Annotated in this window: 22 protein-coding genes and 1 tRNA gene; 16 read left to right on the top strand and 7 right to left on the bottom strand. The window is 35.1% G+C overall.

The window, feature by feature from the left end:
* Nucleotides 1-78 precede the first annotated feature (78 nt).
* The 3 genes from RNZ46_RS07030 (at nucleotide 79) to RNZ46_RS07040 (ending at nucleotide 1955) form a co-directional block, all read left to right on the top strand.
* Nucleotides 79-378, top strand: a complete 300-nt coding sequence (locus RNZ46_RS07030; protein ID WP_316984669.1) for a YbjQ family protein — start codon at nucleotides 79-81, stop codon at nucleotides 376-378.
* A gap of 86 nt (nucleotides 379-464) precedes the next feature.
* Nucleotides 465-1139 (top strand): head GIN domain-containing protein, encoded by a 675-nt coding sequence (locus RNZ46_RS07035; protein ID WP_316984670.1) that lies wholly within the window; start codon nucleotides 465-467, stop codon nucleotides 1137-1139.
* A gap of 120 nt (nucleotides 1140-1259) precedes the next feature.
* Nucleotides 1260-1955 carry a LysE family translocator gene (locus RNZ46_RS07040; protein WP_316984671.1) on the top strand — a complete coding sequence of 232 codons (696 nt, stop codon included), beginning with the start codon at nucleotides 1260-1262 and terminating at the stop codon, nucleotides 1953-1955.
* Between the two features lie 331 nt (nucleotides 1956-2286).
* Here RNZ46_RS07040 and RNZ46_RS07045 read toward each other — a convergent pair.
* Together RNZ46_RS07045 and folB are read right to left on the bottom strand one after the other, a co-directional pair.
* Nucleotides 2287-2357, bottom strand: a tRNA-Cys gene (locus RNZ46_RS07045).
* Nucleotides 2358-2406: 49 nt separating this feature from the next.
* Nucleotides 2407-2769 carry a dihydroneopterin aldolase gene (gene folB, locus RNZ46_RS07050; RefSeq protein ID WP_316984672.1) on the bottom strand — a complete coding sequence of 121 codons (363 nt, stop codon included), beginning with the start codon at nucleotides 2767-2769 and terminating at the stop codon, nucleotides 2407-2409.
* Between the two features lie 99 nt (nucleotides 2770-2868).
* Between folB and RNZ46_RS07055 the strand changes: the two genes are divergently transcribed.
* The 3 genes from RNZ46_RS07055 (at nucleotide 2869) to RNZ46_RS07065 (ending at nucleotide 6663) form a co-directional block, all read left to right on the top strand.
* Nucleotides 2869-4875, top strand: a complete 2007-nt coding sequence (locus RNZ46_RS07055) for a glutamine--tRNA ligase/YqeY domain fusion protein (RefSeq protein ID WP_316984673.1) — start codon at nucleotides 2869-2871, stop codon at nucleotides 4873-4875.
* A gap of 78 nt (nucleotides 4876-4953) precedes the next feature.
* The gene (locus RNZ46_RS07060) at nucleotides 4954-5439 is read left to right on the top strand and encodes a DUF1761 domain-containing protein (protein WP_316984674.1); all 486 of its coding nucleotides are present in this window, start codon (nucleotides 4954-4956) and stop codon (nucleotides 5437-5439) included.
* A 66-nt stretch (nucleotides 5440-5505) separates the two neighbouring features.
* Nucleotides 5506-6663 (top strand): GNAT family N-acetyltransferase, encoded by a 1158-nt coding sequence (locus RNZ46_RS07065; RefSeq protein ID WP_316984675.1) that lies wholly within the window; start codon nucleotides 5506-5508, stop codon nucleotides 6661-6663.
* 6 nt (nucleotides 6664-6669) lie between these two features.
* Here RNZ46_RS07065 and RNZ46_RS07070 read toward each other — a convergent pair whose 3' ends face one another.
* Both RNZ46_RS07070 and RNZ46_RS07075 read right to left on the bottom strand, forming a co-directional pair.
* Nucleotides 6670-7161 carry a YdcF family protein gene (locus RNZ46_RS07070; RefSeq protein ID WP_316984676.1) on the bottom strand — a complete coding sequence of 164 codons (492 nt, stop codon included), beginning with the start codon at nucleotides 7159-7161 and terminating at the stop codon, nucleotides 6670-6672.
* Between the two features lie 67 nt (nucleotides 7162-7228).
* The gene (locus RNZ46_RS07075) at nucleotides 7229-8152 is read right to left on the bottom strand and encodes an SPFH domain-containing protein (protein ID WP_316984677.1); all 924 of its coding nucleotides are present in this window, start codon (nucleotides 8150-8152) and stop codon (nucleotides 7229-7231) included.
* A 72-nt stretch (nucleotides 8153-8224) separates the two neighbouring features.
* On the opposite strand from RNZ46_RS07075, the gene RNZ46_RS07080 reads away from it, so the two are divergent.
* Together RNZ46_RS07080 and asnA are read left to right on the top strand one after the other, a co-directional pair.
* On the top strand, nucleotides 8225-8914 hold the full coding sequence (locus RNZ46_RS07080; RefSeq protein ID WP_316984678.1) for a hypothetical protein: 690 nt from the start codon (nucleotides 8225-8227) through the stop codon (nucleotides 8912-8914).
* A 179-nt stretch (nucleotides 8915-9093) separates the two neighbouring features.
* A complete protein-coding gene (gene asnA / locus RNZ46_RS07085) occupies nucleotides 9094-10137 on the top strand; it encodes an aspartate--ammonia ligase (protein ID WP_316984679.1) in 1044 nt (347 codons plus the stop codon).
* Between the two features lie 193 nt (nucleotides 10138-10330).
* Here asnA and gltX read toward each other — a convergent pair whose 3' ends face one another.
* Complete coding sequence (gene gltX, locus RNZ46_RS07090) at nucleotides 10331-11908, bottom strand: glutamate--tRNA ligase (RefSeq protein WP_316984680.1); 1578 nt, start codon at nucleotides 11906-11908, stop codon at nucleotides 10331-10333.
* A 122-nt stretch (nucleotides 11909-12030) separates the two neighbouring features.
* Between gltX and RNZ46_RS07095 the strand changes: the two genes are divergently transcribed.
* The 5 genes from RNZ46_RS07095 to RNZ46_RS07115 all read left to right on the top strand — a co-directional run bounded on the left by RNZ46_RS07095 (nucleotide 12031) and on the right by RNZ46_RS07115 (nucleotide 19642).
* Entirely contained in the window at nucleotides 12031-15456 is a 3426-nt protein-coding gene (locus tag RNZ46_RS07095) for a DUF4175 family protein (protein ID WP_316984681.1), read from the top strand.
* Complete coding sequence (gene ybeY, locus RNZ46_RS07100; RefSeq protein WP_316984682.1) at nucleotides 15449-15865, top strand: rRNA maturation RNase YbeY; 417 nt, start codon at nucleotides 15449-15451, stop codon at nucleotides 15863-15865. The genes RNZ46_RS07095 and ybeY overlap by 8 nt, the downstream gene beginning before the upstream one ends.
* Before the next feature lie 130 nt (nucleotides 15866-15995).
* On the top strand, nucleotides 15996-17867 hold the full coding sequence (gene mnmG, locus RNZ46_RS07105) for a tRNA uridine-5-carboxymethylaminomethyl(34) synthesis enzyme MnmG (protein ID WP_316984683.1): 1872 nt from the start codon (nucleotides 15996-15998) through the stop codon (nucleotides 17865-17867).
* A gap of 144 nt (nucleotides 17868-18011) precedes the next feature.
* Nucleotides 18012-18863, top strand: coding sequence for a class I SAM-dependent methyltransferase (locus RNZ46_RS07110; RefSeq protein ID WP_434063041.1), 852 nt, complete (start codon nucleotides 18012-18014; stop codon nucleotides 18861-18863).
* A gap of 236 nt (nucleotides 18864-19099) precedes the next feature.
* The gene (locus tag RNZ46_RS07115; protein ID WP_316984685.1) at nucleotides 19100-19642 is read left to right on the top strand and encodes an OmpH/Skp family outer membrane protein; all 543 of its coding nucleotides are present in this window, start codon (nucleotides 19100-19102) and stop codon (nucleotides 19640-19642) included.
* Between the two features lie 105 nt (nucleotides 19643-19747).
* Here the strand turns inward: RNZ46_RS07115 and RNZ46_RS07120 are convergent, their stop codons facing one another.
* Both RNZ46_RS07120 and RNZ46_RS07125 read right to left on the bottom strand, forming a co-directional pair.
* On the bottom strand, nucleotides 19748-20902 hold the full coding sequence (locus RNZ46_RS07120) for a DNA polymerase III subunit (RefSeq protein ID WP_316984686.1): 1155 nt from the start codon (nucleotides 20900-20902) through the stop codon (nucleotides 19748-19750).
* Nucleotides 20903-21375: 473 nt separating this feature from the next.
* Complete coding sequence (locus RNZ46_RS07125; protein WP_316984687.1) at nucleotides 21376-21864, bottom strand: lipocalin family protein; 489 nt, start codon at nucleotides 21862-21864, stop codon at nucleotides 21376-21378.
* Nucleotides 21865-22259: 395 nt separating this feature from the next.
* Here RNZ46_RS07125 and RNZ46_RS07130 point away from each other — a divergent pair, with 395 nt between their 5' ends.
* From RNZ46_RS07130 to RNZ46_RS07140, 3 genes are all read left to right on the top strand, one after another.
* Nucleotides 22260-23447 carry a phosphoglycerate kinase gene (locus tag RNZ46_RS07130; RefSeq protein WP_316984688.1) on the top strand — a complete coding sequence of 396 codons (1188 nt, stop codon included), beginning with the start codon at nucleotides 22260-22262 and terminating at the stop codon, nucleotides 23445-23447.
* Nucleotides 23448-23638: 191 nt separating this feature from the next.
* Entirely contained in the window at nucleotides 23639-25192 is a 1554-nt protein-coding gene (locus tag RNZ46_RS07135; RefSeq protein WP_316984689.1) for a LysM peptidoglycan-binding domain-containing protein, read from the top strand.
* 23 nt (nucleotides 25193-25215) lie between these two features.
* Nucleotides 25216-26196: a DUF4837 family protein gene (locus tag RNZ46_RS07140; RefSeq protein WP_316984690.1), complete on the top strand. Its 981-nt coding sequence runs from the start codon at nucleotides 25216-25218 to the stop codon at nucleotides 26194-26196.
* Nucleotides 26197-26310 lie beyond the last annotated feature (114 nt).

Genomic DNA, 26310 nt, shown 5'->3' on the forward strand with positions numbered 1-26310 from the left:
CGATTTGATTTGTTAAAAATACCCGTGATAAATTAGATAATTGCTTTATAACAGAACTATTTTATAAAAATACAAACCATGATACTAACAACAACAAACACCATTGAAGGGTATACTGTTCAAGATTATTTAGGCATTGTAACAGGAATTAGTGTAAATATGCCAAAAGCAACGTTTACATTTAAAATGGAAAAATACTATCAATCGTACGAAGTGAAAATTAATGAGGTTAAAGAAGAAGCTTTTCAAAAGCTTAGAGATAATGCCATTAAACTAAAAGCCAACGCAGTAGTAGGTATTAGGGTGGATGTTGAAACTTCGCCAACATCGGGCCTCATATTTGTTTCCATTACAGGAACCGCGGTTAAAGTTGGGTGAAATCTATAAAGTTTTCATAAATAAAATACCAACGGAATAATTATTGATAATTTTACGTTTAATAAAAAACAATTAATTTAAAAAAAATGAAACGTATAGTAACAATTTTCGCTATTTGTATTTCAACACTTTCAATAGCTCAAAAACCCATAGAAAAATCAATTGGTGAATTCTCAGAACTTAAGGTTTACGATTTAATAGAGGTAGAGCTCATAAAATCTAACGAAAACAGAGTTGTTATTTCAGGCAAAAATAAAAGTAGCGTATTGGTGAACAACAAAAATGGAAAACTAAAGATTAAAATGAATTTAGAAGAAATTTTTGATGGCAATAACACTACGGTAAAACTATACTATACCAATATTGAAATTATAGATGTTAACGAAAAAGCCGTGGTTCACTCTAAAGACAAAATAAAACAATTCGAAATAAATTTAAGAGCTCAAGAAGGTGCAAAAATTGACGTTAAGTTAAATGTTAATTACGCTTACATTAAATCGGTTACCGGTGGCGTAATTACCACAGATGGAAAATCGAAAAACCAAAAGATATCGTTATTAACCGGTGGTGTTTATAAAGGTGAAACATTAAAAACCGAAAAGACCGAAGTTAGCATAAGAGCAGCTGGTAAGGCTTATATAAATGCCTCAAAATTAGCAGAGATCAAAATACGGGCCGGAGGCGATGTCTTTATTTATGGCGACCCGGAATTTGTAAACGAAAGTCGGGTATTTGGCGGTCGTGTAAAACGAATGAATTAAAATACAATAATTTTTATGTTTAAAACCCACTGTTTACAGTGGGTTTTCTTTTAAATTGTATGTAAAGCTATTAAATAATCATAAATTATTTCTTTACTTTGTGTAAAGCGACTCTCAATTATGTTTGATGATATTTTAGCAGCAATTCCATTTGGTATTATACTTGCCTTTACCATAGGACCTGTTTTTTTTGTACTCTTGGAAACCAGTGCGACAAAGGGTTTTAAAAGTGCGTTAATTTTTGATTGCGGCGTAATGTTTGCCGATGTTTTGTTTATAATCGTTGCTTTTTTTAGTACCAATAGATTATTGGAAAAAGTAAAAGACGACCCAGGGTTTTTAATTTTTGGTGGCGTTTTGCTGGTTACTTATGGTATTATTTCATTTGTAAAAACCTCAAAATCTTTTCGGGAAATTGTTCGGGAATACCATAAAATTCAAATAAAAAAAGGCTACGGTAAATTGTTTCTTAAAGGTTTTTTACTCAACTTTATCAATATTGGCGTCCTTTTGGGTTGGATCGCTTTTATTGTTTTGGCAAACTCTTTAACAGAGACTACCACTGGAGTTATCACTTTTTTATCAACCATATTAATTGTTTATTTTTTAGTGGATTTGGTTAAAATAGCCATTGCAAAAAAATTAAAAAACCGATTAACACCTCGGCTCATTTTTAAATCTAAAAAAATAATAGCTTTGGTTATTCTTGGGTTCGGAATTTTACTTTTAGTACAGGGATTTTTTCCAAATGAAAAGGAAATGATAAAAGAACGATTAGAACAAATAAACCCTATAAAAGACAGACTTTCAGAATAAGTTAAAATCTTATATTAGTACGGTATTAATTTTTTGGCGTTACCCAAGGGTCGGGCTATTCGCTGCAAGTCCTCGCTCTCCCGATAACTATCGGGATCGCTGTGGGCTTTCCACTACTATCCCTAACGCAATTAACAACGTAAATCAACAGTTTACATTATATTTATAAAATCGAGAATTTAAATAAAAAAATCTAAGTTTCCCTGAAGGTTCTTTTAGGCGTCGAGCCAATTCAAATATATTTATTAGAAGGTTTTGCGCTACTTTAATTTAATTTTTTCTAAAAATTTACCATAAAAAAAACCTTCAAGGAAAACTTGAAGGTTTTTTGAGGCGTCGAGCGGATTCGAACCGCTGTAGAAGGTTTTGCAGACCTCTGCCTAGCCACTCGGCCACGACGCCTTAAGCGACTGCAAATGTATAAAAAATAATTACTTTTCCTTACAAAATATCACTTTTTACGCTTATCTGTCATTTTTATCGTTACACGTGCCACATCGCCACCAATTGGCGGGTTTAATTTGCTTACCCAAACGGTGGCTTTTTCAACTAATTTATCTGCTTCAAAAATTCTATTTAAAATACGTTTTGCAACGGTTTCCAGTAAATGAGACGGCTTATCCATCTCTTCTTTTATTATTCTGTTTAAAAGCACATAATCAACCGTATCTGTTAATTTATCCGTTTTTGCAGATTCCTGTAAATTGGCTTTAACCTGTAAATCCACACGGTAATCGCTTCCTATTTTGGTTTCTTCCTTTAAGCAACCATGGTAGGCAAACACACGAATATTTTCAACTTTTATAATTCCCATAAGGTCTCATTTTAAGTCGTCAAAATTACCTAATTTTGCACAATAATTAGTTTAATATCATTAGTTTTTAAAAGCTATTGCATAGCCTTGTAAATTTTTATGTCTGAAGAAAAAAAATCACTCAACTTTTTAGAGCAAATCATAGAAGAAGATTTAGCTAACGGCATGTCGAAAAACGATCTGCGCTTTCGCTTTCCACCAGAACCCAATGGTTATTTGCATATTGGGCACACCAAAGCGATTGGAATCAGCTTTGGTTTGGGCGAAAAATACAATGCGCCGGTAAACCTGCGTTTTGATGATACCAATCCCGCAAAAGAAGAACAAGAATATGTTGACGCCATAAAGCGCGATATTTCGTGGTTAGGGTATACCTGGGCTAATGAGTTGTATTCTTCAGATTATTTTCAACAACTTTACGATTGGGCCATTTTGTTTATTAAAGACGGAAAAGCTTATGTAGATTCGCAATCCAGCGAAGCTATGGCCGAACAAAAAGGCACGCCTACCCAACCAGGGGTTGATGGTCCTTATAGAAATAGAAGTGTTGCTGAAAATTTAGATCTTTTTGAACGGATGAAAAATGGTGAGTTTGAAGCTGGTTCGCATATTTTGCGTGCTAAAATTGATATGCAGCACACCAATATGCTCATGCGCGACCCTATTATGTATCGCATTTTAAAGAAGGCGCATCACAGAACAGGAACCACATGGTGTATTTACCCGATGTACGATTGGACGCATGGTGAAAGCGACTACATTGAACAAATTTCACACTCTTTGTGCTCGCTTGAATTTAAGCCGCATAGAGAGCTTTATAACTGGTTTAAGCACCAAGTGTACAACTACAGCAAAAACGAATACCCATTGCTGCCCAAACAGCGTGAGTTTGCGCGTTTAAATTTAAGTTATACGATAATGAGCAAACGCAAACTGCTTCAATTGGTTGAAGATGGTATCGTGAATGGGTGGGACGATCCGAGAATGCCTACCATTTCAGGTTTACGCCGCCGCGGATATACGCCAAATGCCATCAGAAAATTTGTTGAAACCGTTGGTGTGGCAAAACGCGATAATGTGATCGACGTATCGCTTTTAGAGTTTTGTATTCGCGAAGATTTAAACAAAACAGCACCTCGGGTTATGGCGGTGTTAAATCCGGTAAAATTGGTAATCACCAACTATCCGGAAGATAAAGTGGAATGGATGGAAGCTGAAAATAATCCGGAAGATGAAAATGCTGGCTTTAGAAAAGTGCCGTTTTCACGAGAACTTTATATTGAAAAAGAAGATTTTAAAGAAGCGGCTGGAAACAAATTTTTCAGATTGAAATTAGGTGGCGAAGTCCGACTTAAAAACGCTTATATTATTAAAGCGGAAAGTGTTGTAAAAGATAGTCGTGGAGACATTTCAGAAATTCATTGTACCTATACCGAAGACACTTCAAAAAAAGTAAAAGGCACACTGCATTGGGTGTCTATAAAACACGCTGTTAAGGCTGAAGTTAGAGAATACGATAGATTGTTTATGGACGAAGCACCAGACAGTCATCAAGATAAAAATTATATGGATTTTATCAATCCAAATTCATTAAAAACCGTAGAAGCTTTTGTGGAGCCCAGTTTAAAAGAAGCTAAAATTGGCGAAAGGTTTCAGTTTCAACGTTTAGGGTATTTTAATGTGGACGACGATGCAACTTCAAGCCATTTAGTGTTTAACAAAACGGTTGGTTTGCGCGATTCTTGGGCAAAAGTTAAACCAAAAGGAAATACAAACAACAGTCAACAAAAACAACCACAACAAAACAACCGACCTGCGATTGAACAAATAAAATCATACGGTAAAAAATACGATAGGTTGCCAGAAGATAAACGGGAAAAAGTCAAAACAGAAATAATAGAATTGGCAAAAGATGTCTCGTATAGCGATTTAGAACCGTTATTCAATACCTCAGTTAAAAAATCGGGAACGCGCATTATTACAATGATTACACTTGGTGTATTATTAAAAAACGGCTTAGAAAGGAATGAGGCTATAAACGCGTTTATTTTAAAAGCTTTAGAAGATAAAAATGCCTTGTTAGTTGCCGAGGCTAAGCAACTGTAGCCCCTTGTAAAGTGTTAAAAAAAAAAGGCAACTAATAATTTTACCTATATTTAAGTTCTAACTATAAAACTAAAATATATGGAAATGCCAATTAACCCCATAGCAATCCCAATTGCTGCCGTTGCTGCACTAGTTGTAGGATTTATATGGTACAACCCCAAAGTATTTGGAAATGCATGGATGCAAGCTTCTGGAATGACAGAAGAAAAAATTAAAGGCGGAAATATGTCCAAAATATTCGGATTGGCTTTATTCTTTGCAGCCTTATTAGCCGTACAACTAATGCAAATGACCAACCACCAATGGGGCGCTTTAGGAATGGTAGGCGGAGATCCAACTGTAGCTTTACCTTCTTTTGAAGCGTTTATGGCAGATTACGGAACAGCTTACAGAACATTTAAACACGGTGCGTTTCATGGCACCTTGGCGGGGATTTTTGTCGCACTTCCCATAATTGGAACCAATGCTTTATTTGAACGTAAAAACGCCAAATACATTTTTATAAATGCTGGTTATTGGATTGTTACGCTCGCCGTTATGGGCGCTATCCTTTGCGGTATGTAAAATTTTGTAATTTTTTAACATATTTAAAGACTGAGGTATTTAACTTCGGTCTTTTTTCTTTTTGTATTGATAGACTATAAAATATACAACACGGTTAATCAGCTTCCAAAATCCTGGGATGCTTTACCACACCACGATATTTTTTTAAAAACTACTTTTTTAAAAGGGCTTGAGCTATCCTCGCCCTATAACATTACACCGTATTATTTGGGTGTTTTTAAAAATGAAAAATTAGTAGGTATCGCTATTATTAAACGTGTTGAAATGTATGCCGATGATATTTTTAGAAACAATAATAGCCCAATTTTAAAGCAAATAGCCAAACAATTGGTTTCTAAAATTATAAAGGGAAATGCCTTAATTATTGGGAGTTTAATGCACACGGGGCAACACGGAATTTACTATAATGCGCAAGACATATCGCAGAATGAGTATTTGGATCAGCTTGAAAAAGCATTACGCGATTTAACGATTAGAATTAAATCTGAGTTTAACAAAAAGATACGCATTATTGCCTTTAAGGATTATTTTGAAAACGATGCCATTCATAAAAGCCCTGAGTTTTTCAAAAAGAACAATCTGTACAAAGTACAGGTACAACCCAATATGGTGTTATCTATTTCAGACCGATGGAAATCGCCTGATGATTACGTGGCATCATTAAATAAAAAATATAAAAAACGCTTTAAAACGGCTCGGAAAAAGGCATCAAACATTATATGGAAAGAGTTAAATGAAGACTTTATTAAAGCGAATTCTGAAACCCTTTTTGAGTTATATGAAACGGTTTCCGATAATGCCAGAGTCAATTCCTTTAAACTTCACAAATCACATTTTTATAATTTAAAGGTCAGTTTGGGTGAAAAGCTTAGGGTTTTTGGTTTCTTTTTAAATGACGAATTGATTGGGTTTTATACTTTAATTTTGAATAACGATGTTTTGGAGACGTACTTTTTGGGCTATAACAAAGAGCTGCAGCGCAAACATCAACTATATTTGAATATGCTGTTTAATATGGCTTTTTTTGGTATAGAAAACGGCTTTAAAACCATTGTATATGCCAGAACCGCTATGGAAATAAAAAGTTCCATTGGCGCAAAACCCAAAACGATGCATGTGTATTTAAAGCACACCAATAATTTTATAGCGAACACCATTTTAAAGTGTATTGTAAAATACATGAACCCCATTAGAAAATGGGAAGAGCGGCATCCGTTTAGATGATCTAAATTAATAGTATAACCCATTATTTATAATGGAATTCACCGCTTTTTTTTCATGAGCAATCAATTTATTGTAAGCTACTTCACTAAGATTAGTTTCAACTCCAACAAACTTCAATTCAAATGATTTTAAGATTTCATTAAAAATTAACTTTACGCGTTCTAAGTGGTAATCGGAAGTAATAATAGTTAAACGCACATCGTTTAATTTTTCAATAATAGGTTTTATTTTTACGGCATCGTCAACCGTATTTGATGAAATAGCGTGCTTTAAAAAAGCATCTTTTAAAACTCCTTTTTTTAGTAGATATGCTTTTGCATAATAGGCGTGAGGTTTAGGGGATGTATTAAAATGATTGCCCCAACCGCCAGTGCAAAGCACAACGTTTTCTTTTGAAAATATGTTTGCACAAAAATCCAATCTACTTTTAGAAATGGCACTTAATTCGCCTTTGGGGGAATTTGGAGATCCTAAAACAATTAAAACGGTTTTTTTCATTAGCTAGAGCAATGTAAAAACCCTCTAAAAATAAATTCAGAGGGTTGATTTTTATAAATAGAAAACCTTATTCCTTTTTCTTTCTGGCTTCTTTCATAGCCTCACCAATTTGATTGCTTGCTGCAAAACTAGCCACCATATCGTTCAACATATTGCTTCCCGCCTGTGGCGCATTGGGTAAAAGAATTAAATTACTATTGGTTTCTTCGCCTAGAGATTGAAGCGTATCGTAATGCTGTGTTACAACAATTAAGGCTGAAGCTTCCTGACTGTTAATACCAACACGGTTTAACACCTCGACAGATTCCTCTAAACCACGTGCAATTTCACGTCGCTGATCGGCAATACCTTGTCCTTGTAAACGCTTGCTTTCGGCTTCAGCTTTTGCTTTTTCAACAATTAAAATACGCTGTGCGTCGCCTTCAAACTGGGCTGCAATTTTTTCACGTTCGGAAGCATTAATTCTATTCATCGCCTGTTTTACCTGCGCATCCGGATCAATATCGGTAACCAGGGTTTTTATAATATCAAAACCGTAATCAGACATCGCATCGTTCAATTCTGCCTTTACCGCCAAAGCAATATCATCTTTTTTCACAAAAACATCATCCAATTTCATTTTAGGGACTTCGGCACGTACCACATCAAAAACGTAAGAGGTAATTTGGTCGTGCGGATAATCTAGTTTATAAAACGCATCGTACACCTTATCGCGAATTACCTTGTACTGTACCGATACTTTTAAGCGTACAAATACATCGTCCAGTGTTTTGGTTTCGATAATAACATCAAGTTGCTGGATTTTTAAGCTTAATCGCCCTGCAATTCTATCCACTAAAGGAATTTTAAAACGAAGACCTGATTGACGTATTGCCTGAAATCTACCAAAGCGCTCAATAATAGCAGCGGTTTGTTGTTTAACAATAAAAAAAGCCGAGATTAATATGATTAATCCGAAGATAATAATGGGAATAAAAATAAAATTGTTCATGGAAAAATGTTTAATGGTTAAGAAATGAATTACTAATTTAAGCTATATTTGATATTTAACCCTAATTAAGCTATGAATAATAACGGATTTTTCCTATTAGTAGCACTAACACTGTGTTTTGTTACAAAAAGTTTTTCTCAAAAAGGCCATTATCGCATACAAAATGGCTTTGGAATTGGTGGAGGAATGACACAATTTAACATAACCACAGATAATTTTACAACCAATTCGTCCCATGGGTTTTTGGGCGGCATGTCTTCAACCGTTAATATTCCTACGAGATGGTACGATATTAGTTTTGGAATGCAACTCTCTGAAAACCGTGTTGAGATTTCTGCAAGACCAACACCATTAAGCAGCAGTAACCCCAACGAATTTATTACATATAAAATGTTTGCCGCACAAGTAGCGATGCTAATGCATATAAAAGTAGTTCCAGATTTTGTTACTATTGATTTAGGCCCTATGTTACAATACAACGGGAAATTGGAACTTAAAGATGAAGCTAAAAAAGGCTATTACATCAATAATTATAATAATTTAATGGCGAAAGATATTACAAATATTTCCCAATTTAATATTAACGGCGCAATCGGCGCTTCGGTTGGGATTAAAAACGTTAAGCTGAAAGCTCAATATATTTACGGATTTACCAATATCTTAAAGAAATTAAACTCTGAAAATCTGGATGCTTCGGATGGCGATTCTAAGTTTAAAGGCAACCAAACGATGTTGGTTTTGGGAGCAATGGTTTACTTTTAAAGCTTAGCCTATTACAACTTTAAATGGTTTTTAAATTTTATTAAATTCTCAAAATTCTGGTGTTTTTTTGATTATTTATAAGGCGCTATCGTTTTGATATTCTTCCTATTTATCGCATTTTTGCCCAAATTATTAATTCGAGCAACGAACCGTTATTCACCTAATTAAATGTAAACATAATGGGTTACAAATTACAAACTCCAAAAGGATATTGTCCGCAATTAAATGTAAAAGAAACCGAACAAGCTATTAAACTAATTAAAGATTTTTTTGAACTTAGTTTATCTTCAGAATTGCGATTAAGAAGAATTACAGCGCCTTTATTCGTAAAAAAAGGATCCGGTATTAACGATGATTTAAGCGGTATAGAGCGCCCTGTTAGTTTCCCAATTAAGTCGATGAATGATGCTGAAGCAGAAATTGTGCATTCGCTTGCAAAATGGAAAAGACTAGCCTTGGCCGAATTAGGTATAGAGGCAGGTTATGGCATTTATACCGATATGAACGCCATTCGTCCAGACGAAGTATTTACCAATATACATTCTATTTATGTAGATCAGTGGGATTGGGAACGCGTAGTTAGCAAAGAAGAACGAACGGTTGATTTTCTTAAATATGTAGTAACCAAAATTTACAGCGTTTTAAGACGTGTAGAATATATTGTATTTGAACACTACCCAGAATTAAAACCGGTGCTTCCTAAAAAAATTACATTTATCCATACGGAAGAATTAGCAGAACAGTACCCAAACCTTACACCTAATGAAAGAGAAACCGAAGCTACAAAAAAGCACGGTGCCATATTTATAATTGGAATTGGCGCACAACTTCCAGAAGGCCAAAAACATGGTGGAAGGGCACCAGATTATGACGACTGGAGTACCGAAGCCGAAAACGGGCAAAAAGGCTTAAACGGCGATATTTTGCTTTGGAACCCTGTACTTGAGCGCGCATTTGAGATTTCGTCGATGGGGATTCGAGTGGATAAAGATGCCTTAAATAAACAATTGGCCATAGAAAAAGCTGAAAACAGAAAAGAACTAATGTGGCATAAAATGCTGCTTAATGATGAATTGCCACTGTCTATTGGTGGCGGTATTGGGCAATCGCGTTTATGCATGTTTTTCTTGAAGAAAGCGCATATTGGAGAAATACAGACCAGCATTTGGCCCGATGAAATGATTGAAGAATGTAAGCAAGCTAATATTCCTATTTTAAAATAGGGATTTATGCTTTCAAGTTCAAAAGAGGCTGTTTAAAAAGCAATCCTAAAGTCATATTGAGCTTGTCGAAATATTTTTAACTCAATATCGGTTTCGACAAGCTCAACCTGACAATTTATTTTACAAAGACTTTTTAGATAGCCCTTTTTTCTGATTTAATGAAGGGTAAAGTTTCAATTAATTATCACTCAGTTTACAATAAATCAATTACTTTTTCAATCCGTTTAACCGTTTCGGCTTTCCCAATCATAAACATAATATCGAACACATCGGGACCCTGTAAAGCGCCAACTAAAGCCAACCGTAGGGGCATCATCACTTTACCGAATCCTATCTCTTTGGATGTTATCCAGCTTTTTATGTCTTTTTGAAGGGCTATTACCGTAAACTCGTCGATGCGTAGAATGATGTTTTTTAACTCGCCCATGAGTTCTTTTGTACCGTTTCTAAACGCTTTTTTAGAGGCTTTTTCATCGTAAGAAGTTGGCGCCGTAAAAAAGAAATGACTCAACGCCCAAAAATCGGAAACAAAGGTGGCACGTTCTTTAATTAAACCAATAACCAAAGCGATGTAATTAACATCAATATCGTTATCATTTCGAGCTTGTCGAGAAATCTCATTATGAGATTCTTCGCTTTCGCTCTGAATGACATTTAGTTTTTCATTTACAATCGGCTTAAACAATTCAGCTAAAACATCATTGTTTTGTTCTTGCATATAATGGTGATTAAACCATTTTGTTTTATCCGGATCAAAACGTGCTCCAGATTTATTTACCTTTTTCAAATCGAAAGCTTCAATCAATTCATTTAAAGAAAAAATCTCTTGTTCCGTCCCAGGATTCCAACCTAAAAAGGCTAAGAAATTAACCATGGCCTCAGGGAAATAGCCATCTTCTTTGTAACCTCTTGAAACGTCACCGGTTTTTGGGTCTGTCCATTCTAAAGGAAATACCGGAAAGCCCAGTTTATCGCCATCGCGCTTGCTTAGTTTTCCTTTTCCGGTGGGTTTTAAAATCAGTGGTAAATGTGCGAATTCGGGAGTTTCCCAACCAAAAGCTTTGTATAGTTGATAGTGCAGTGCCAAACTTGGTAACCACTCTTCACCACGAATAACGTGGCTGATTTCCATTAAATGATCATCAACAATATTTGCTAAATGATAAGTGGGCATGCCATCACTTTTAAACAAAACCTTATCATCTAAAATGTTGGTATCAATTTTAATATCACCACGAATTATGTCTTTTAAGTGAAGCGTTTCATCTTGAGGTGATTTAAACCGAATCACATAATCATCACCAGCATTCAATTTTGCTTTTACCTCTTCCGCGCTAAGCGATAGAGAATTACTTAGTTTAAGCCGGTTGTGCCAATTGTAAATAAAGGTTTTGCCTTTGGCTTCGTGGTCTTTTCTGTGGAAATCCAAAGTTTCGGCCGTATCGAAAGCATAATAGGCATTGCCCGAAGCAATCAATTCATCAGCATATTGTTTGTATAAATGCTTGCGTTCGCTTTGTCTGTACGGTCCAAATTTTTCATTCTTATTTGGGCCTTCATCAAAAGGCATATGGCACCAATTTAGTGCATCAATTATGTACTGTTCAGCGCCTTGAACATAACGGTTTTGATCGGTATCTTCAATACGTAAAATAAAAGAACCCTTGTGTTTTTTAGCGAACAAATAATTGAAAAGAGCGGTACGAACACCGCCGATATGTAAAGGTCCGGTTGGACTCGGTGCAAAACGCACACGAACATTTTTTGTCATGTTTTGTTATTTTTGGCAAAGATACAATTAACACTTAATTATAAACCTTATAAAAATAAAATTGTAGTTTAGTAAGTTAAAACTGTTTTTTCATTTCCGCGAAAGCGAGGATCTTCATAAATATGAACAACTTTAAAACCATAGAGACTAAATTAGAGCAATTTATTAGTCGGTATTACACCAACGAATTAATAAAGGGTGCTATTTTGTTTTTCGCTATTGGCTTGCTATATTTTTTATTTACGTTGTTTATCGAACATGTTTTATGGTTAAATCCGCTGGCGCGAACCATTTTATTTTGGGTGTTTATTTTAGTTGAGGTTTTGTTGCTCGCTAAGTTTATTGCTGTACCGTTGGCAAAATTATTTAAGCTTAAAAAAGGAATAAATTATGTTGATGCTTCTAAAATTATAGGCAATCATTTTCCAGAAGTTAACGATAAGTTGTTGAATGTTGTTCAACTAAAACAAAACCCGTCGCAGTCTGAATTACTGTTAGCGAGTATAGAACAAAAATCGATAGAATTAAAACCCATTCCGTTTAAGCTGGCGGTTAATTTTAAAAAGAATCTCGAATATTTAAAATATGCCGCCATTCCCGTTTTAATCATTTTAGCCACTTTTTTAACCGGAGAATCCAATTGGTTTAGCGATAGTTATAAACGTGTTGTGCATTACAAAACGGCTTACGAGCCACCGGCGCCGTTTCAGTTTTTTGTGGTTAATAACGATTTAAAAGCCATTGAAAACAAGGACTTTAAATTAGAAGTTAGAACTGCTGGCGATGTAACTCCAGAAAGCGCACAAATTGTATATAATAACGAAACTTACTTTTTAAATAAAAAAGGGATTGGTGAGTTTGAATATGTGTTCTCCCAGCCTAAAACCAACATCAATTTTCAATTAACGGCAAATACCGTAATCTCAAAACCATACACCTTAAATGTTGTTGAAACGCCATCACTATTGAGTTTCGAGATGGTTTTAGATTATCCGAAACACACCAAAAAGAAGAATGCTGTTTTAAAAAGTACCGGTAACGCCGTAGTTCCCGAAGGCACGAATGTAACGTGGCGACTTAAAACAAAATCGACCGATAACGTTCACCTATTCGCAAATGATACCCTAGATTTTTCATCGGATAAATTGAATAATTTTGAATTATCAAAACGTCTTTATAAGCATTTTGATTATAGTTTAAGCACAAGCAACGCCAACCTAAAAAACTACGAAAATTTAACATTTAGAATCGATGTAGTTAAAGATGAGTATCCCGAACTCGACTTAAAAATGCAAGTGGATAGCCTCGATTTACAAACCTTATATTTTTACGGACTAATTAGTGACGATTATGGGTTTAGCAAACTTCAAATGGTGTATTTTCCGGCAAATGATGCGGCTAAAAAGCAAGTGGAGAATATTCCAATTTCCAATACAAATATTGATGAGTTTATTACAGCGTTCCCAAATAATTTGAATATTGAGGCAGGAATTGCTTATGAATTATACTTTCAAGTGTTTGATAATGATGTAGTTAACAGATATAAGCGCACAAAAAGCAATGTGTTTACCTATAGAAAACGTACCCAAGCCGAAGAGGAACGGAAACAATTGAAGGAACAAAGCGAAACGATAAAAGACTTAAATAAATCTTTAGAAAAGTTTGAGGAGCAAGAGAAAAAACTTGAAGAACTATCTAAAACCCAAAAGGAAAAATCGAGCTTGAATTTTAACGATAAAAAGAAATTGGAATCATTTTTAAAACGTCAACAGCAACAAGACGAAATGATGAAGAATTTCAACAAAAAACTTAAAGAGAATTTAGAGGATTTTCAAAAGGAGAATATAAAAGAAGATACCTTTAAAGAAGACTTAAAAAAGCGATTGGATGAAAATGAAGAGCAGCTTAAAAGAGACGAAAAACTTTTAGAGGAATTAAAAAAACTTCAGGAAAAAATAAATAAAGAAGAGTTAACCGAAAAACTTGAAGAATTAGCAAAACAGAATAAAAACAAAAAGCGAAGTCTTCAACAATTAATCGAGTTAACCAAGCGCTTTTATATTGAAAAAAAATTAGAAAAACTCAAAGAGGATTTAATGAAGTTGGCTATCGATCAAGAAAAACTATCTAACGAACCCGATGAAAATAACACCAAAGGAAATCAGGATGATTTAAACCAGCAATTTGAAGAATTTAAAAAAGAAATTGAGCAACTTGAAAAAGACAGTAAAGCACTAAAAAAGCCTATTGATATTCCGCGTGACAAATTGGATGAAAGAGAAGTTGATAACGAGCAGCAAAAGGCATCAGAATCTTTAGAAAAAAGTAAAGGGGAAAAAGCTACAGACAAGCAAGAAGGCGAGCCCAAAGAAAGTGAAAACCAAAATCAAAAAAACGCCAAAAAGAGTCAAAAGAAAGCCGCAAAAAAAATGATGGAAATGAGCGAGAAAATGAAAAGCTCTATGGGCAGAAGTGATGCCAACCAAATGCAAGAAGATGTGGACATGCTGCGACAAATTCTTGATAATTTGGTCTTGTTTTCTTTTGATCAAGAAGACTTAATGAATCAATTCAAAACCATTGAGGCCAACAATAATAAATATGCGTCTTATTTAAGAAAACAACATAACCTAAAAGAACATTTTGAACATATTGACGATAGCCTTTTTGCCATGTCGTTGCGCCAGCCCAAACTATCGGAAACGGTAAATAAAGAAATTACCGAGGTGTTTTATAACATTGATAAAGCATTGAGTTTGCTAGCCGAAAATCAATTGTATCAAGGGGTTTCGAATCAGCAATTCACCATTACAGCGGCTAACAATTTAGCCAACTTTTTAAGTGATGTTTTAGATAACATGCAAGAAAATATGAGCATGTCTCAAGGTAAAGGCGGACAGGGCGATATGCAACTTCCAGATATTATTATGAGTCAAGAGGAACTCAATAAAATGATGGAAGAAGGCTTGAAAAAAGGCGAAGGTCAAAAACCCGAAAGGGGTGAAGGTGATAAAGAAGGGGATGGCGAGAAAAAGGGTAAAAAAGGTAAAAATGGCGAAGAAGGAAGTAATGAGGGAAATGGAAAAAACGGCAACCAAAAGGGCGGTGAGGGTGAAGGAGAAAACGATGACTTAAATGGCCAATTATACGAAATTTATCAGCAGCAACAAGAATTGCGAAAAGCCTTGGAAGAACGTTTGGCAAAAGAAGGAAAGGGATCAAAAGGGAATGGTGATGCCCTGTTAAAAAAAATGGAAGAGGTAGAGTTGGATTTATTAAATAAAGGATTTACAAATCAAACGCTTCAAAAAATGATGGAATTAAAACATCAATTGTTAAAAATGGAGAACGCTACATTTCAGCAAGGCGAGGACAATAAACGCGAATCTGAAACCAATAAAAATGATTTCAATAATAACACCAACAATCAAATCCCATCGGCAAAACAATATTTTAACACCACCGAAATATTGAACAGACAAACCTTACCTTTGCGTCAAATTTACAGAAAGAAAGTTCAAGAGTATTTTAAAAAAACAAATGATTAGTTTTAATTACGAAACCGATTTCACATTAGATAACGAGAAGGCTATTTCCTCATGGATTTCAAAAACTATTTCTGCTGAAGGATTTAAAGAAGATGACATAAATTATGTGTTTTGCGATGATGCATATTTGCATAAATTAAACGTTGAATTCCTTAATCACGACACTTTAACCGATATAATAAGTTTTGATTATACAGTCGGAAAAATTATACAAGGCGATATTTTTATTTCAGTGGAGCGTGTAGCAGATAACGCCAAGGATTTTAATACTTCTTTTGAAGAAGAATTGCATCGTGTTATCATTCACGGTATTTTACATTATTGCGGCTATAAAGATAAAACGAATGAAGATGCGAGATTAATGCGTGAAAAGGAAAATCACTACTTAACTAGGTTAGAGCCGATTTAAAGATTTCAACGTATATTTGCAAACTCAAAATTAATAGGTGTTCCACGTGGAACACTTGAATAAAATAAAGTATTAATAATATCAGATGGAGCGTAAACGAAACCATTTGATGTTAATATAAATAGTAATTATGTTTAACGACCTTTATGATGTTATCGTTGTTGGAGCTGGCCACGCAGGAAGTGAAGCTGCCGCTGCCGCCGCCAATATGGGTAGCAAAACATTGCTGGTCACCATGAATTTGCAAAACATTGCGCAAATGTCGTGCAACCCAGCCATGGGTGGTATTGCCAAAGGGCAAATTGTGCGCGAGATTGATGCGCTTGGTGGTTATAGCGGTATTGTTTCCGATACATCGGCTATCCAGTTTAAAATGCTTAATAAATCCAAAGGCCCTGCCATGTGGAGTCCGAGGGTGCAGAGCGATAGAATGCGTTTTGCAGAAGATTGGAGATTGCTTTTAGAGGGCACGCCAAATCTTGATTTTTACCAAGAGATGGTTTCTGGTTTGTTGGTTAAAAACCATAAAATTGTAGGCATAAAAACATCATTGGGTTTAGAGATAAAAGGTAAAACCGTTGTGCTAACTAATGGTACTTTTTTAAATGGATTAATTCATATTGGCGATAAGAATTTTGGAGGTGGAAGAGCGGGTGAAAAAGCCGCTACGGGAATCACGGAACAGTTGGTCGATTTAGGTTTTGAATCGGGTAGAATGAAAACCGGAACACCACCAAGAGTGGATGGTCGTTCTTTAGATTTTTCTAAAATGACCGAACAACCTGGGGATGAAAATCCTGAAAAATTCTCGTTTTTGGATATTACCAAACCGTTGGAAAACCAACGTTCTTGTCACATGACTTACACAAGCGAATTGGTGCATGATTTACTGAGAGAAGGGTTTGATAGATCGCCCATGTTTAACGGTAGAATTAAAAGTTTGGGTCCGCGTTATTGTCCGTCTATTGAAGATAAAATTAATCGCTTTGCAGATAAGGACAGGCACCAATTGTTTATTGAGCCCGAAGGATGGAATACTTGTGAAGTTTATGTGAATGGGTTTTCAACTTCGCTTCCAGAGGATGTCCAGTTTAAAGCATTACGTTCTGTTGTTGGTTTTGAAAATGTCAAGTTTTTTAGACCAGGTTATGCTATAGAATACGATTATTTCCCACCAACACAATTAAAGCACACGTTAGAAACCAAGTTGGTTGATGGTTTATATTTTGCCGGACAAATTAACGGCACCACAGGATACGAAGAAGCGGCATCTCAAGGATTAATGGCCGGTATTAATGCCAGTTTAAAAGTTCAAGAAAAAGAGTCTTTTACCTTAAAAAGAGACGAGGCGTATATAGGTGTTTTAATTGATGATTTGATTACCAAGGGTACCGAAGAACCATATCGAATGTTTACATCCCGAGCGGAATACAGAACATTATTGCGTCAAGATAATGCCGACAAAAGATTAACACCAAAAGGTTTTGAAATTGGTTTAGCTTCTGAAAAGCGTCTTAAAAGGATGGAAGAAAAACATGAAGCGGCAGAAAAATTTGTTCATTTTTTCGAAACACAAAGTGTAAAACCAGACGAGATAAATCCGGTTTTAGAATCAAAGAATTCATCTCCAGTTAAACAATCAGGGAAACTTTTTAAAGTGTTTGCGCGACCAAATATTGAAATGGATGATGTTAGAAAAATAGAAAGTGTTGAAGCTTATATTCAAGATAATAATCTGGATAGGGAAGTGATTGAACAAACCGAAATACAAGTAAAATACTCGGGGTATATTGCAAAAGAAAAAAACAATGCTGATAAATTAAGCCGATTGGAATATGTGAAAATCCCACAAAATTTTGACTATTCAAAAATTAAATCCATGAGTTTTGAAGCTCGCGAAAAGCTTAAAAAAATACAGCCAACAACAGTATCTCAAGCTTCAAGAATTAGTGGGGTTTCTCCAAATGATATTTCGGTGTTGTTGGTTTACATGGGGCGATAGACTCCAATGGAATTAGGAATCTTTTGTTGATATTTGTAGAAAAAAACTAAAACGTTCCACGTGGAACACACAAAAAAAACCTGACAGGTTTTCAAAATCTGTCAGGTCTGAAAAAGAAAAAACATTCGTTAATTCGTGGCAAGAATAAATTCAAATCAACCTTATTTAAAAGTAAAAGACCACTCCGTTTCGGGGGAAGAATTTGAGCTAATTCAAAATTCAGAATACGGTTTTCTTGAAACCACACCACAACCATTTTCGGAGAAATTACCAGAATATTATAAAAGTGAAGATTATATTTCGCATACAGATTCCAAACGCAATCTATTTGAAAAAGCATATCATTTGGTTCGGCAAATTTCACTTAAAAAGAAACTGAATTTAATAAACGCTTTTTCCGCAGACGACAAAAACCTTTTAGATGTTGGCTGCGGAACTGGTGATTTTTTACAAACCGCAAAAGAAAATAACTGGACCGTTTCTGGAATTGAGCCCAACGATAAAGCTCGAGACATCGCCAATAAAAAAACAAACAATGCCGTTTTTAAAACAGACGAACTTTTAAAGTTTAAGGAACACCATTTTGATGTCATTACTCTTTGGCATGTTTTAGAACATTTACCAAATTTGGAAGAACAGCTTTCAATATTTAAAAAACTATTAAAACCAAATGGCACTTTAATTATTGCCGTGCCGAATTATAAAAGTTACGATGCCAAACATTACAAACAGTTTTGGGCAGCTTACGATGTGCCGAGGCATCTTTGGCATTTTGATAAATCATCGGTTTCAAAATTAGTTTCAAAACAGGCCATGGAAGTTGTTAAAATCAAACCCATGCTTTTTGATGCGTTTTATGTAAGTCTACTTTCAGAAAAATACAAAACAGGCAAAATGAATATGCTTAAAGGTTTTTGGATAGGAGTGCTTTCAAATTTAAAATCTTTGCACACCAAAGAGGCTTCTTCTTTAATTTATGTCGTAAAAAATAGGTAAAACACATTATCGCGAATGCATTTAAGCAATTAATCAACCAAACAGCCTAACGGTAGTCCATTTTACAAAAGGCGCTTAAAACGCTTTAAATGACTTCGTTTTTAATAGGTGCTGACTATTTGATTTAACATTAACTATAAAAATTACTTATATGTTAATTTCAAAATAATTCCGCTTTAAAATATCTCATACTTTATTACATTTGTGCGAATTCTAAAATTAGAAAAACCAAACCCATGAAAAATATAGTTTACCTCTTATTCGCAATGATTGTTTTATCCTCTTGCCAAAAACAAGCAAAAATTGGATATGTAAATAACGGAACCCTCATTAACGAGTTTCAAGAAAAAAAAGACCTTGAAGCCAGATTTCAAGTTAAAGAAGATGCTTTTAAGAAAAGAGCCGACAGTATTGGTCAGGCGTTTCAACTAGAAGTTCAAGAAACCCAAAAGAAAGCGCAAAGAGCGTCTCAAAAAAAGCAACAGGAATTAATGGGTGGTTTACAGCAAAAGCAACAACAATTGCAACAGCAAATGCAATACGAACAACAATTGCTAACACAGTCTTTTCAAACCGAAATTGATTCTGTAATTGTTAAAGTAAAAGATTTTGTAAAAGATTACGGGAAGAAAAATGGCTACACTTACATTTTAGGAACTACCGATGCTGCATCAACTGTAATGTACAGCACAGAAGAAAACGATTTAACCCAAACCATTTTAGAGGCTTTAAACGGAAACAAAAAAGAAGTTACAAAAGAAACTGACAAAAAAGAATAAACATTAAAACATTAATAATCAAATAGTTAAACGCTTTTAGAAGTATTCCTGAAAGCGTTTTTCTTTTGGGAAATTTTGATTTGGCTTTTTATCCCGATATATAGTTTATACTTCTTTTTTATGCAGTAAACGTGTGAGTTTAATCGACAAATCGGTTAAAATAATTTTAGAATTTCCGTTGCGCTCAATATGGTAAATGGCATCTTGCAACTCGTTGCTAATGTCCATAATATTATTTCCGTGCACAAAAGGCGCAAAATTCTCAAGCTTGAATTTTTCGGTTTTTGGCTCTAAAAAAACAAGATCGGTGGCGTTGTAGTTTAACATTAATGCTTGACGAAAAAAGTCCAAACAAAAATTTAAAAACTGCTTTTGGGTTTCTCGTCCGGTTTTGGCAATATCGGCACTCCACGAAATTAAATCGTGTATGGCCGCTTTGTTGCCTTTGGCTTTAAAAGCACTTCGAATCCAGAAAATAAACCAAGTTTCAAACTGGATATCTTCAGAATCACGATACACCAAATCGCAAGCTTTATTGTAATTCCCGTCCGATTGATGTGCTATTTTTGTAGCTACCAAAGGCTCTAAACTGTAATTTTTAACCAAAGCATTTTTAATCACTTCTTCCGCTAACGGCGGAAAATGCAATATCTGGCAACGCGATTTAATCGTATTAATTATCTGCTCATCATCTTCAGTAATTAAAATAAAAACGGTTTTATTTGGCGGTTCTTCAATAAGTTTTAAAAGTTTGTTGGCACAGGCGGTATTCATTTTTTCGGCCATCCAAATTAGCATCACTTTGTAACCACCTTCGTAAGATTTTAAGGTTAACGATTTTACAATTTCTTGCGCTTCATCAACCCCAATTTGCCCTTGTTTATTATCAACACCAAGCAATTTGTACCAATCAAACAAATTCCCGTAAGGTTGCTCTTTTAGCAATTGGCGCCATTCCTCCAAATAAAAACTCGAAACCGGTTTGCTTTTTACCTTATCGCTCGTGGTTACCGGAAACGCAAAATGCAAATCGGGATGCGAAAAATTCTTGAATTTAAGGTTACACACATCATTTCCAGTATTATTTTCACCACCGGAATTCGAGCATAAAATGTACCGCGCATAAGCAATGGCCATGGGTAAAGTGCCAGAACCCTCTTTACCAACAAACAGTTGGGCATGCGGTATTCGGCCATTATCAACACTTTGGGTTAAATGGTTTTTAATGTGTTCTTGTCCTAAAATATCTTCAAAAAGCATAACACAAAAGTAAACGAATTTTATTAGAAGTTACACCTTAAAAAAGCGATAAAACGTTTTAGTATTTTTTATTTGGGCGTTACCACAAGGGTCGCGCTTTCGGCAAAAGTTTATCCTGAGCGAAGCTGAAGGGCTTTTTTGTGTTGCATAGGTGCAACAACACAAAAAGAGCTTCAACAAATGCCTCAATCGCTAACGCACTTATTTGCTAACTTATAGTTTTAAATTTGAAGTTTTTTTGTTTTTGGAGCGGTTTGTTTAACGGTTAATATAAAAGAAGTAGGGCTGTAAATAAGCAATTACCTTTCGGATTATCCACAAGCCAAATCTTTTGCATTTTGTTTTATATTTTTTTCTAAAAGCCAAATCAAAAGTTTTGGCGACCTCGCAAATATCCCTAAGGCATTGGGTTTAGCTCTGACTTGCCCTATTTTTTTAGCTGTGTTGTGGTGCGTTTTTTTATCCTTTTAATTCTACTCTTTTTCGTATGTAATAAATACATCGCTGGTTATTACACCTTCATCAGTTATTTCCCATCCTTCAACATAATAAGTTAATCGGGAATTTTCAATCTTAAACCACCTTTCTTGAATAAATAGAGAACCGCTATGAACACCATATTTTCCATCATTATTTTCCTCACTCCAAGTTTCTACCCAACTTTGAAACTTGCAATTTTCAGTATCCTCATCTATATTATAAGAATTAAATGTAACGTTTTTGTCAGCGGTAAATATTAGATTGCTCTTTAAATTACAATTCGTCATTTCAGTTTGTGTACCATCTATCGTTATATCAACTATTATCCATTTGCCAATAATTGGGTCAATTTGATTTTCCTCTTTTTCGCAACTCGTTGTTACAAAAAATAAGAGAATAATAAAAACTATATTATATTTCATATCTCTATATTTAAAAGTTCCATTATTATTTTCAAATTCGCCGCTATTCTTTGTTTTCAATGCGTTTAAATATTATAGGTTTCTACTACTACATTAAATTTATCTTGCTTTAAATTAGTGATTTTTTTATGAATTCTGTGTCTTTATTAAATGCATCACAATATTATCAAGTATATGAATCCGTTTTAATACTGAAACAAGTTCAGCACGGGTGATTTATATACAACGCTAACCGAAATTATCAATTTTTTCTGACAAGGCCAAACCATAGACTTACCTAGTATTTCAATTGGTATCTAAAAAATAAGATGAACTAGGGGTTACTACAGAAATAAATTCAGCACAAATAATTTATTTTCAAGCTACATCGTTTTCGTTAAAAAACACATTTTAATTGGCTGTAGAATTAGTTACATTTGTGTTTCAAATAACTAAGAAACAAAACCATATATACAATGAAAACGCTCAACGACTTTAATTTCGATAATAAAAAAGCACTAATTCGGGTAGATTTTAACGTGCCATTAAACGATAATTTTGAGGTAACCGATGCCACCAGAATTCTATCTGCAAAACCAACCATTATTAAGATTTTAGAAGATGGTGGAAGCTGTGTTTTAATGTCGCATTTGGGTCGTCCTAAAGGGTTTCAAGAAGAATTTTCGTTAAAGCACATTGCATCAAAAGTAGAAGATATTTTGGGTGTTGGTGTTACGTTTGTTCCCGATTGTATTGGCGAAGAGGTTGAAAATGCTGTGGCAAACCTTGAACCGGGTCAAATTTTATTATTGGAAAATTTACGGTATTATAAAGAAGAAACGGCTGGCGATGTAGAGTTTGCCAAAAAACTTTCAAAATTGGGGGATATTTACGTAAACGATGCTTTTGGTACGGCGCACAGAGCGCACGCATCAACCACGATTATAGCGCAGTTTTTTGATGGCAAAAAATGCTTCGGAAATTTATTGGCCCAAGAAATTGAAAGCATCAAAAAAGTTATGGAAACTGGCGAAAAACCCGTTTTAGCCGTTTTAGGTGGTGCTAAAGTGTCCTCAAAAATCACCATCATTGAAAATATTCTGGATAAAGTAGACCATTTAATTATTGGTGGCGGTATGTCGTTCACCTTTGTTAAAGCCCAAGGCGGACAAATAGGTAACTCCATCTGTGAAGATGATAAAATGGAGCTGGCATTGGATATATTAAAACAAGCGAAAGCCAAAAACGTACAGGTACACCTTCCTGTTGATGTGGTTGCGGCCGACGACTTTAGTAACGACGCCAACACACAAATTGTAGACATTAATGCTATTCCCGACGGTTGGGAAGGCGTTGATGCCGGACCAAAATCGATTAAAAACTTTCATGATGTTGTCATGGATTCCAAAACCATTTTATGGAATGGCCCTTTAGGTGTTTTTGAAATGGAAAGTTTTGCAAATGGGACCATCGAATTAGGAAATTCTATAGCAGAAGCTACTAAAAATGGCGCCTTTTCACTTGTTGGTGGTGGCGATTCTGTTGCAGCGGTAAAACAATTTGGTTTTGAAGACAAAGTAAGCTACGTAAGTACTGGAGGTGGCGCGATGCTTGAAAGTTTAGAAGGTAAAACATTACCGGGAATAGCCGCTATTTTAGAATAATAGTTTAAAAAAAACAGACACGAATTTCACGAATTAACGCAAATGATAAATTTTGGTGATTTCAAATTCGTGTCAAAAAATAAAGCCACTTGATGCTCTTGTTGAGATAATAAGGTGAATTTATTTTCAAATTAAAGTAAAAAATACGATTTTAGCCATACTGTCGTTCAATAACAAACAGAACAGATTTTATGGCTTTTCGATTTTTTATACTTTGCTTACTTTTTAATTTTGGACTTTGTGTGGCACAAACACAAGACACTATTTTACCCAAAAAAGAACCCGTTAAAGATTCTATAGTTGATGGAAAAGTACACGGCGTTAAAATAATTGAAGCCGAAAAGGATAGCACGTCCATTAAAAAGTTAGAGGACCTAGAATTTGCTGCACAATTCGATGAAAAATGGTTTGAAGAGTTATACAACAATAACCTGTTCGACACCATTTACAAATCGGTTACCGAGCTTACCTACGAGCCTATAGATTACCCGGAATTGCCAACAGACACCCTAAAAAAACGCTTAAAAGAACTTGATGCCCGAACGCCTTTTAATGTGGAGTACAATCCGTCGTTGGAAAGTGTTATTAAATCATATTTAAAACATCGCAGAAAGCATTTGCAAAAGTTAATGACTTTAAGTGCATTTTACTTTCCTATGTTCGAGGAGGAATTGGATAAGCATAACATTCCGTTAGAAATAAAATATTTAGCTATTGTTGAGTCGGCCTTAAAACCCAGAGCGAAATCCAGGGTGGGCGCAACGGGTTTATGGCAGTTTATGTTTGGTACGGGCAAAGAGCACGGATTGGACGTAAGCAGTTATGTTGATGAGCGTAGCGATCCTATAAAATCTACCAAAGCTGCAGCCGAATATTTAACACGATTATATAAAATATTTGGCGATTGGGATTTAGCTTTGGCCGCCTATAATTCAGGACCAGGAAACGTTACCAAAGCCATAAGGCGCTCTGGCGGTTACGAAAACTATTGGAACATTAGGCACAATTTACCGCGCGAAACCGCCGGATATTTGCCAGCGTTTTTAGCAAACATGTATATTTTTGAATATGCCGAAGCCCATGGCTTTAAAAAACTTAAACCGCAATTCACATTAATTGAAACCGATACGGTTAGAGTAAAACATATGATTACGCTCGACCAAGTTTCAGAAGTTACGGGCACACCTATTGAGGAGCTTCAGTTTTTAAATCCTTCTTACAAATTAGATATTATTCCTTTTATAGAAAAAGAAAATTACGTGCTTCGATTGCCACGAGAAGTGGTGGGCACCTTTGTAAATAACGAAGAGAAAATATATGCCTTTGTAAAAGAAGAATTTGCAAAGAGCGAAAAACCATTACCGCAGTTTTTTAATGCGAATGATAAAGTGCGCTATAGGGTTCGGTCTGGTGATTATTTAGGAAAAATAGCCCGGAATTATGGGGTTCGCGTTAGCCAAATAAAACAATGGAACGGGTTGAGGAGCAATAATTTAAGAATTGGTCAGCGATTAACCATTTATCCACGAAAACCGTATGTTCCAAGTGCATCTGGAAACAAAGCAAGCTCAAAATCAAAGCCTATTTCTGGCAAGGTGACCACCTATACCGTAAAAAGCGGCGACTCCCTTTGGAGCATCGCTCAAAAATTTCCTGGAGTTTCTGTTCAAAATATTAAAGATTGGAATGATATTAGTGGTAGTAAATTAAAACCGGGAATGAAACTTAAAATATCAAAAGGTTAAGTTCCTAAAAAACCAAAAACTTAATGATGCGTAATTTTCTTTTATCAGCATTAGCCATTGTGCTAGTTGTCTCTTGTGGAGACAAAAAATCCTCGAACGACAGAATACTTTTCGATTCTTCAGGAAATGTGAATCACATATCGGTTGTAGTTAGTAACGAACTATGGAACGGTAGTGTTGGTGAGGCCATTAGAGACGTGCTTACCACACCCATTTATGGGCTGCCACAAGACGAACCCATGTTTAACATTAACCAAATTCCAACAAAGGTATTTTCCGACTTTATTACAAGAAACCGTACCATTTTAAAAATAGAAATGGGAAAAACCCCTGGGTTTAAAGTGGCTAGAAATGTATATGCGCAACCTCAAAAAGTGATTGTGGTTTCTGGAAACACCAAAGACGATGTTATTGGGTTGCTAAAAGACAATTCGGAAAAAATATTAGAGGAATTTAAAAACGAAGAACTAACCGAACAACAGCGACGAATGAGTAAATCGCTTCATCGCACAAAAAGGATTGAAGAGAAATTGGGACTGAGTGTTAAGTTCCAAACGGCTTACCGTATTGCCAAAGAGACCGATAATTTCTTTTGGATAAGAAAGGATATTTCAACAGGAACAACCAATTTGATGATTTATACATTGCCCTTAGATGCCATAAAAAGGAATGATAGCGTGGTAAATCAAATTATTAAAATTCGAGATTCTATTGGAAAAAAGTACATTCCCGGACCTGTTGACGGATCGTATATGATTACCGAAAACGCCTATACACCGTTTCATTCTGAAACCATTTTAGATAACAAACCTGCTTTAGAAACTAAAGGGCTTTGGGATTTAAAAGGTGCATTTATGGCTGGCCCCTATATTAACTATGCCATTGAAGATAAAATTAACAACAGATGGGTTGTTGCAGAAGGCTTCGCTTTTGCGCCATCAGTTGAAAAACGCGATTATATGTTCGAACTTGAAGCCATAATTAAAACGATTAAAATAAACTAAATATTTGCGGTCATTGCCCTGCATCTTTAAACGCATTGTATCGACCTTCATTTAAAATTAAGGCATAAAAAAAACCAGCTTAATAGCTGGTTTTTCATTATAACAAAATACACT

It is taken from the genome of Hwangdonia lutea (assembly GCF_032814565.1).
GTDB lineage: Bacteria > Bacteroidota > Bacteroidia > Flavobacteriales > Flavobacteriaceae > Hwangdonia > Hwangdonia lutea.

Excerpts from the sequence above, each read along its gene's own strand:
- RNZ46_RS07030 (WP_316984669.1), top strand. The coding sequence starts at position 79 with ATGATACTAACAACAACAAACACCATTGAAGGGTATACTGTTCAAGAT.
- RNZ46_RS07035 (WP_316984670.1), top strand. The coding sequence starts at position 465 with ATGAAACGTATAGTAACAATTTTCGCTATTTGTATTTCAACACTTTCA.
- RNZ46_RS07040 (WP_316984671.1), top strand. The coding sequence starts at position 1,260 with ATGTTTGATGATATTTTAGCAGCAATTCCATTTGGTATTATACTTGCC.
- folB (WP_316984672.1), bottom strand. The coding sequence starts at position 2,769 with ATGGGAATTATAAAAGTTGAAAATATTCGTGTGTTTGCCTACCATGGT.
- RNZ46_RS07055 (WP_316984673.1), top strand. The coding sequence starts at position 2,869 with ATGTCTGAAGAAAAAAAATCACTCAACTTTTTAGAGCAAATCATAGAA.
- RNZ46_RS07060 (WP_316984674.1), top strand. The coding sequence starts at position 4,954 with ATGGAAATGCCAATTAACCCCATAGCAATCCCAATTGCTGCCGTTGCT.
- RNZ46_RS07070 (WP_316984676.1), bottom strand. The coding sequence starts at position 7,161 with ATGAAAAAAACCGTTTTAATTGTTTTAGGATCTCCAAATTCCCCCAAA.
- RNZ46_RS07075 (WP_316984677.1), bottom strand. The coding sequence starts at position 8,152 with ATGAACAATTTTATTTTTATTCCCATTATTATCTTCGGATTAATCATA.
- RNZ46_RS07080 (WP_316984678.1), top strand. The coding sequence starts at position 8,225 with ATGAATAATAACGGATTTTTCCTATTAGTAGCACTAACACTGTGTTTT.
- asnA (WP_316984679.1), top strand. The coding sequence starts at position 9,094 with ATGGGTTACAAATTACAAACTCCAAAAGGATATTGTCCGCAATTAAAT.
- gltX (WP_316984680.1), bottom strand. The coding sequence starts at position 11,908 with ATGACAAAAAATGTTCGTGTGCGTTTTGCACCGAGTCCAACCGGACCT.
- RNZ46_RS07095 (WP_316984681.1), top strand. The coding sequence starts at position 12,031 with ATGAACAACTTTAAAACCATAGAGACTAAATTAGAGCAATTTATTAGT.
- ybeY (WP_316984682.1), top strand. The coding sequence starts at position 15,449 with ATGATTAGTTTTAATTACGAAACCGATTTCACATTAGATAACGAGAAG.
- mnmG (WP_316984683.1), top strand. The coding sequence starts at position 15,996 with ATGTTTAACGACCTTTATGATGTTATCGTTGTTGGAGCTGGCCACGCA.
- RNZ46_RS07115 (WP_316984685.1), top strand. The coding sequence starts at position 19,100 with ATGAAAAATATAGTTTACCTCTTATTCGCAATGATTGTTTTATCCTCT.
- RNZ46_RS07120 (WP_316984686.1), bottom strand. The coding sequence starts at position 20,902 with ATGCTTTTTGAAGATATTTTAGGACAAGAACACATTAAAAACCATTTA.
- RNZ46_RS07130 (WP_316984688.1), top strand. The coding sequence starts at position 22,260 with ATGAAAACGCTCAACGACTTTAATTTCGATAATAAAAAAGCACTAATT.
- RNZ46_RS07135 (WP_316984689.1), top strand. The coding sequence starts at position 23,639 with ATGGCTTTTCGATTTTTTATACTTTGCTTACTTTTTAATTTTGGACTT.
- RNZ46_RS07140 (WP_316984690.1), top strand. The coding sequence starts at position 25,216 with ATGATGCGTAATTTTCTTTTATCAGCATTAGCCATTGTGCTAGTTGTC.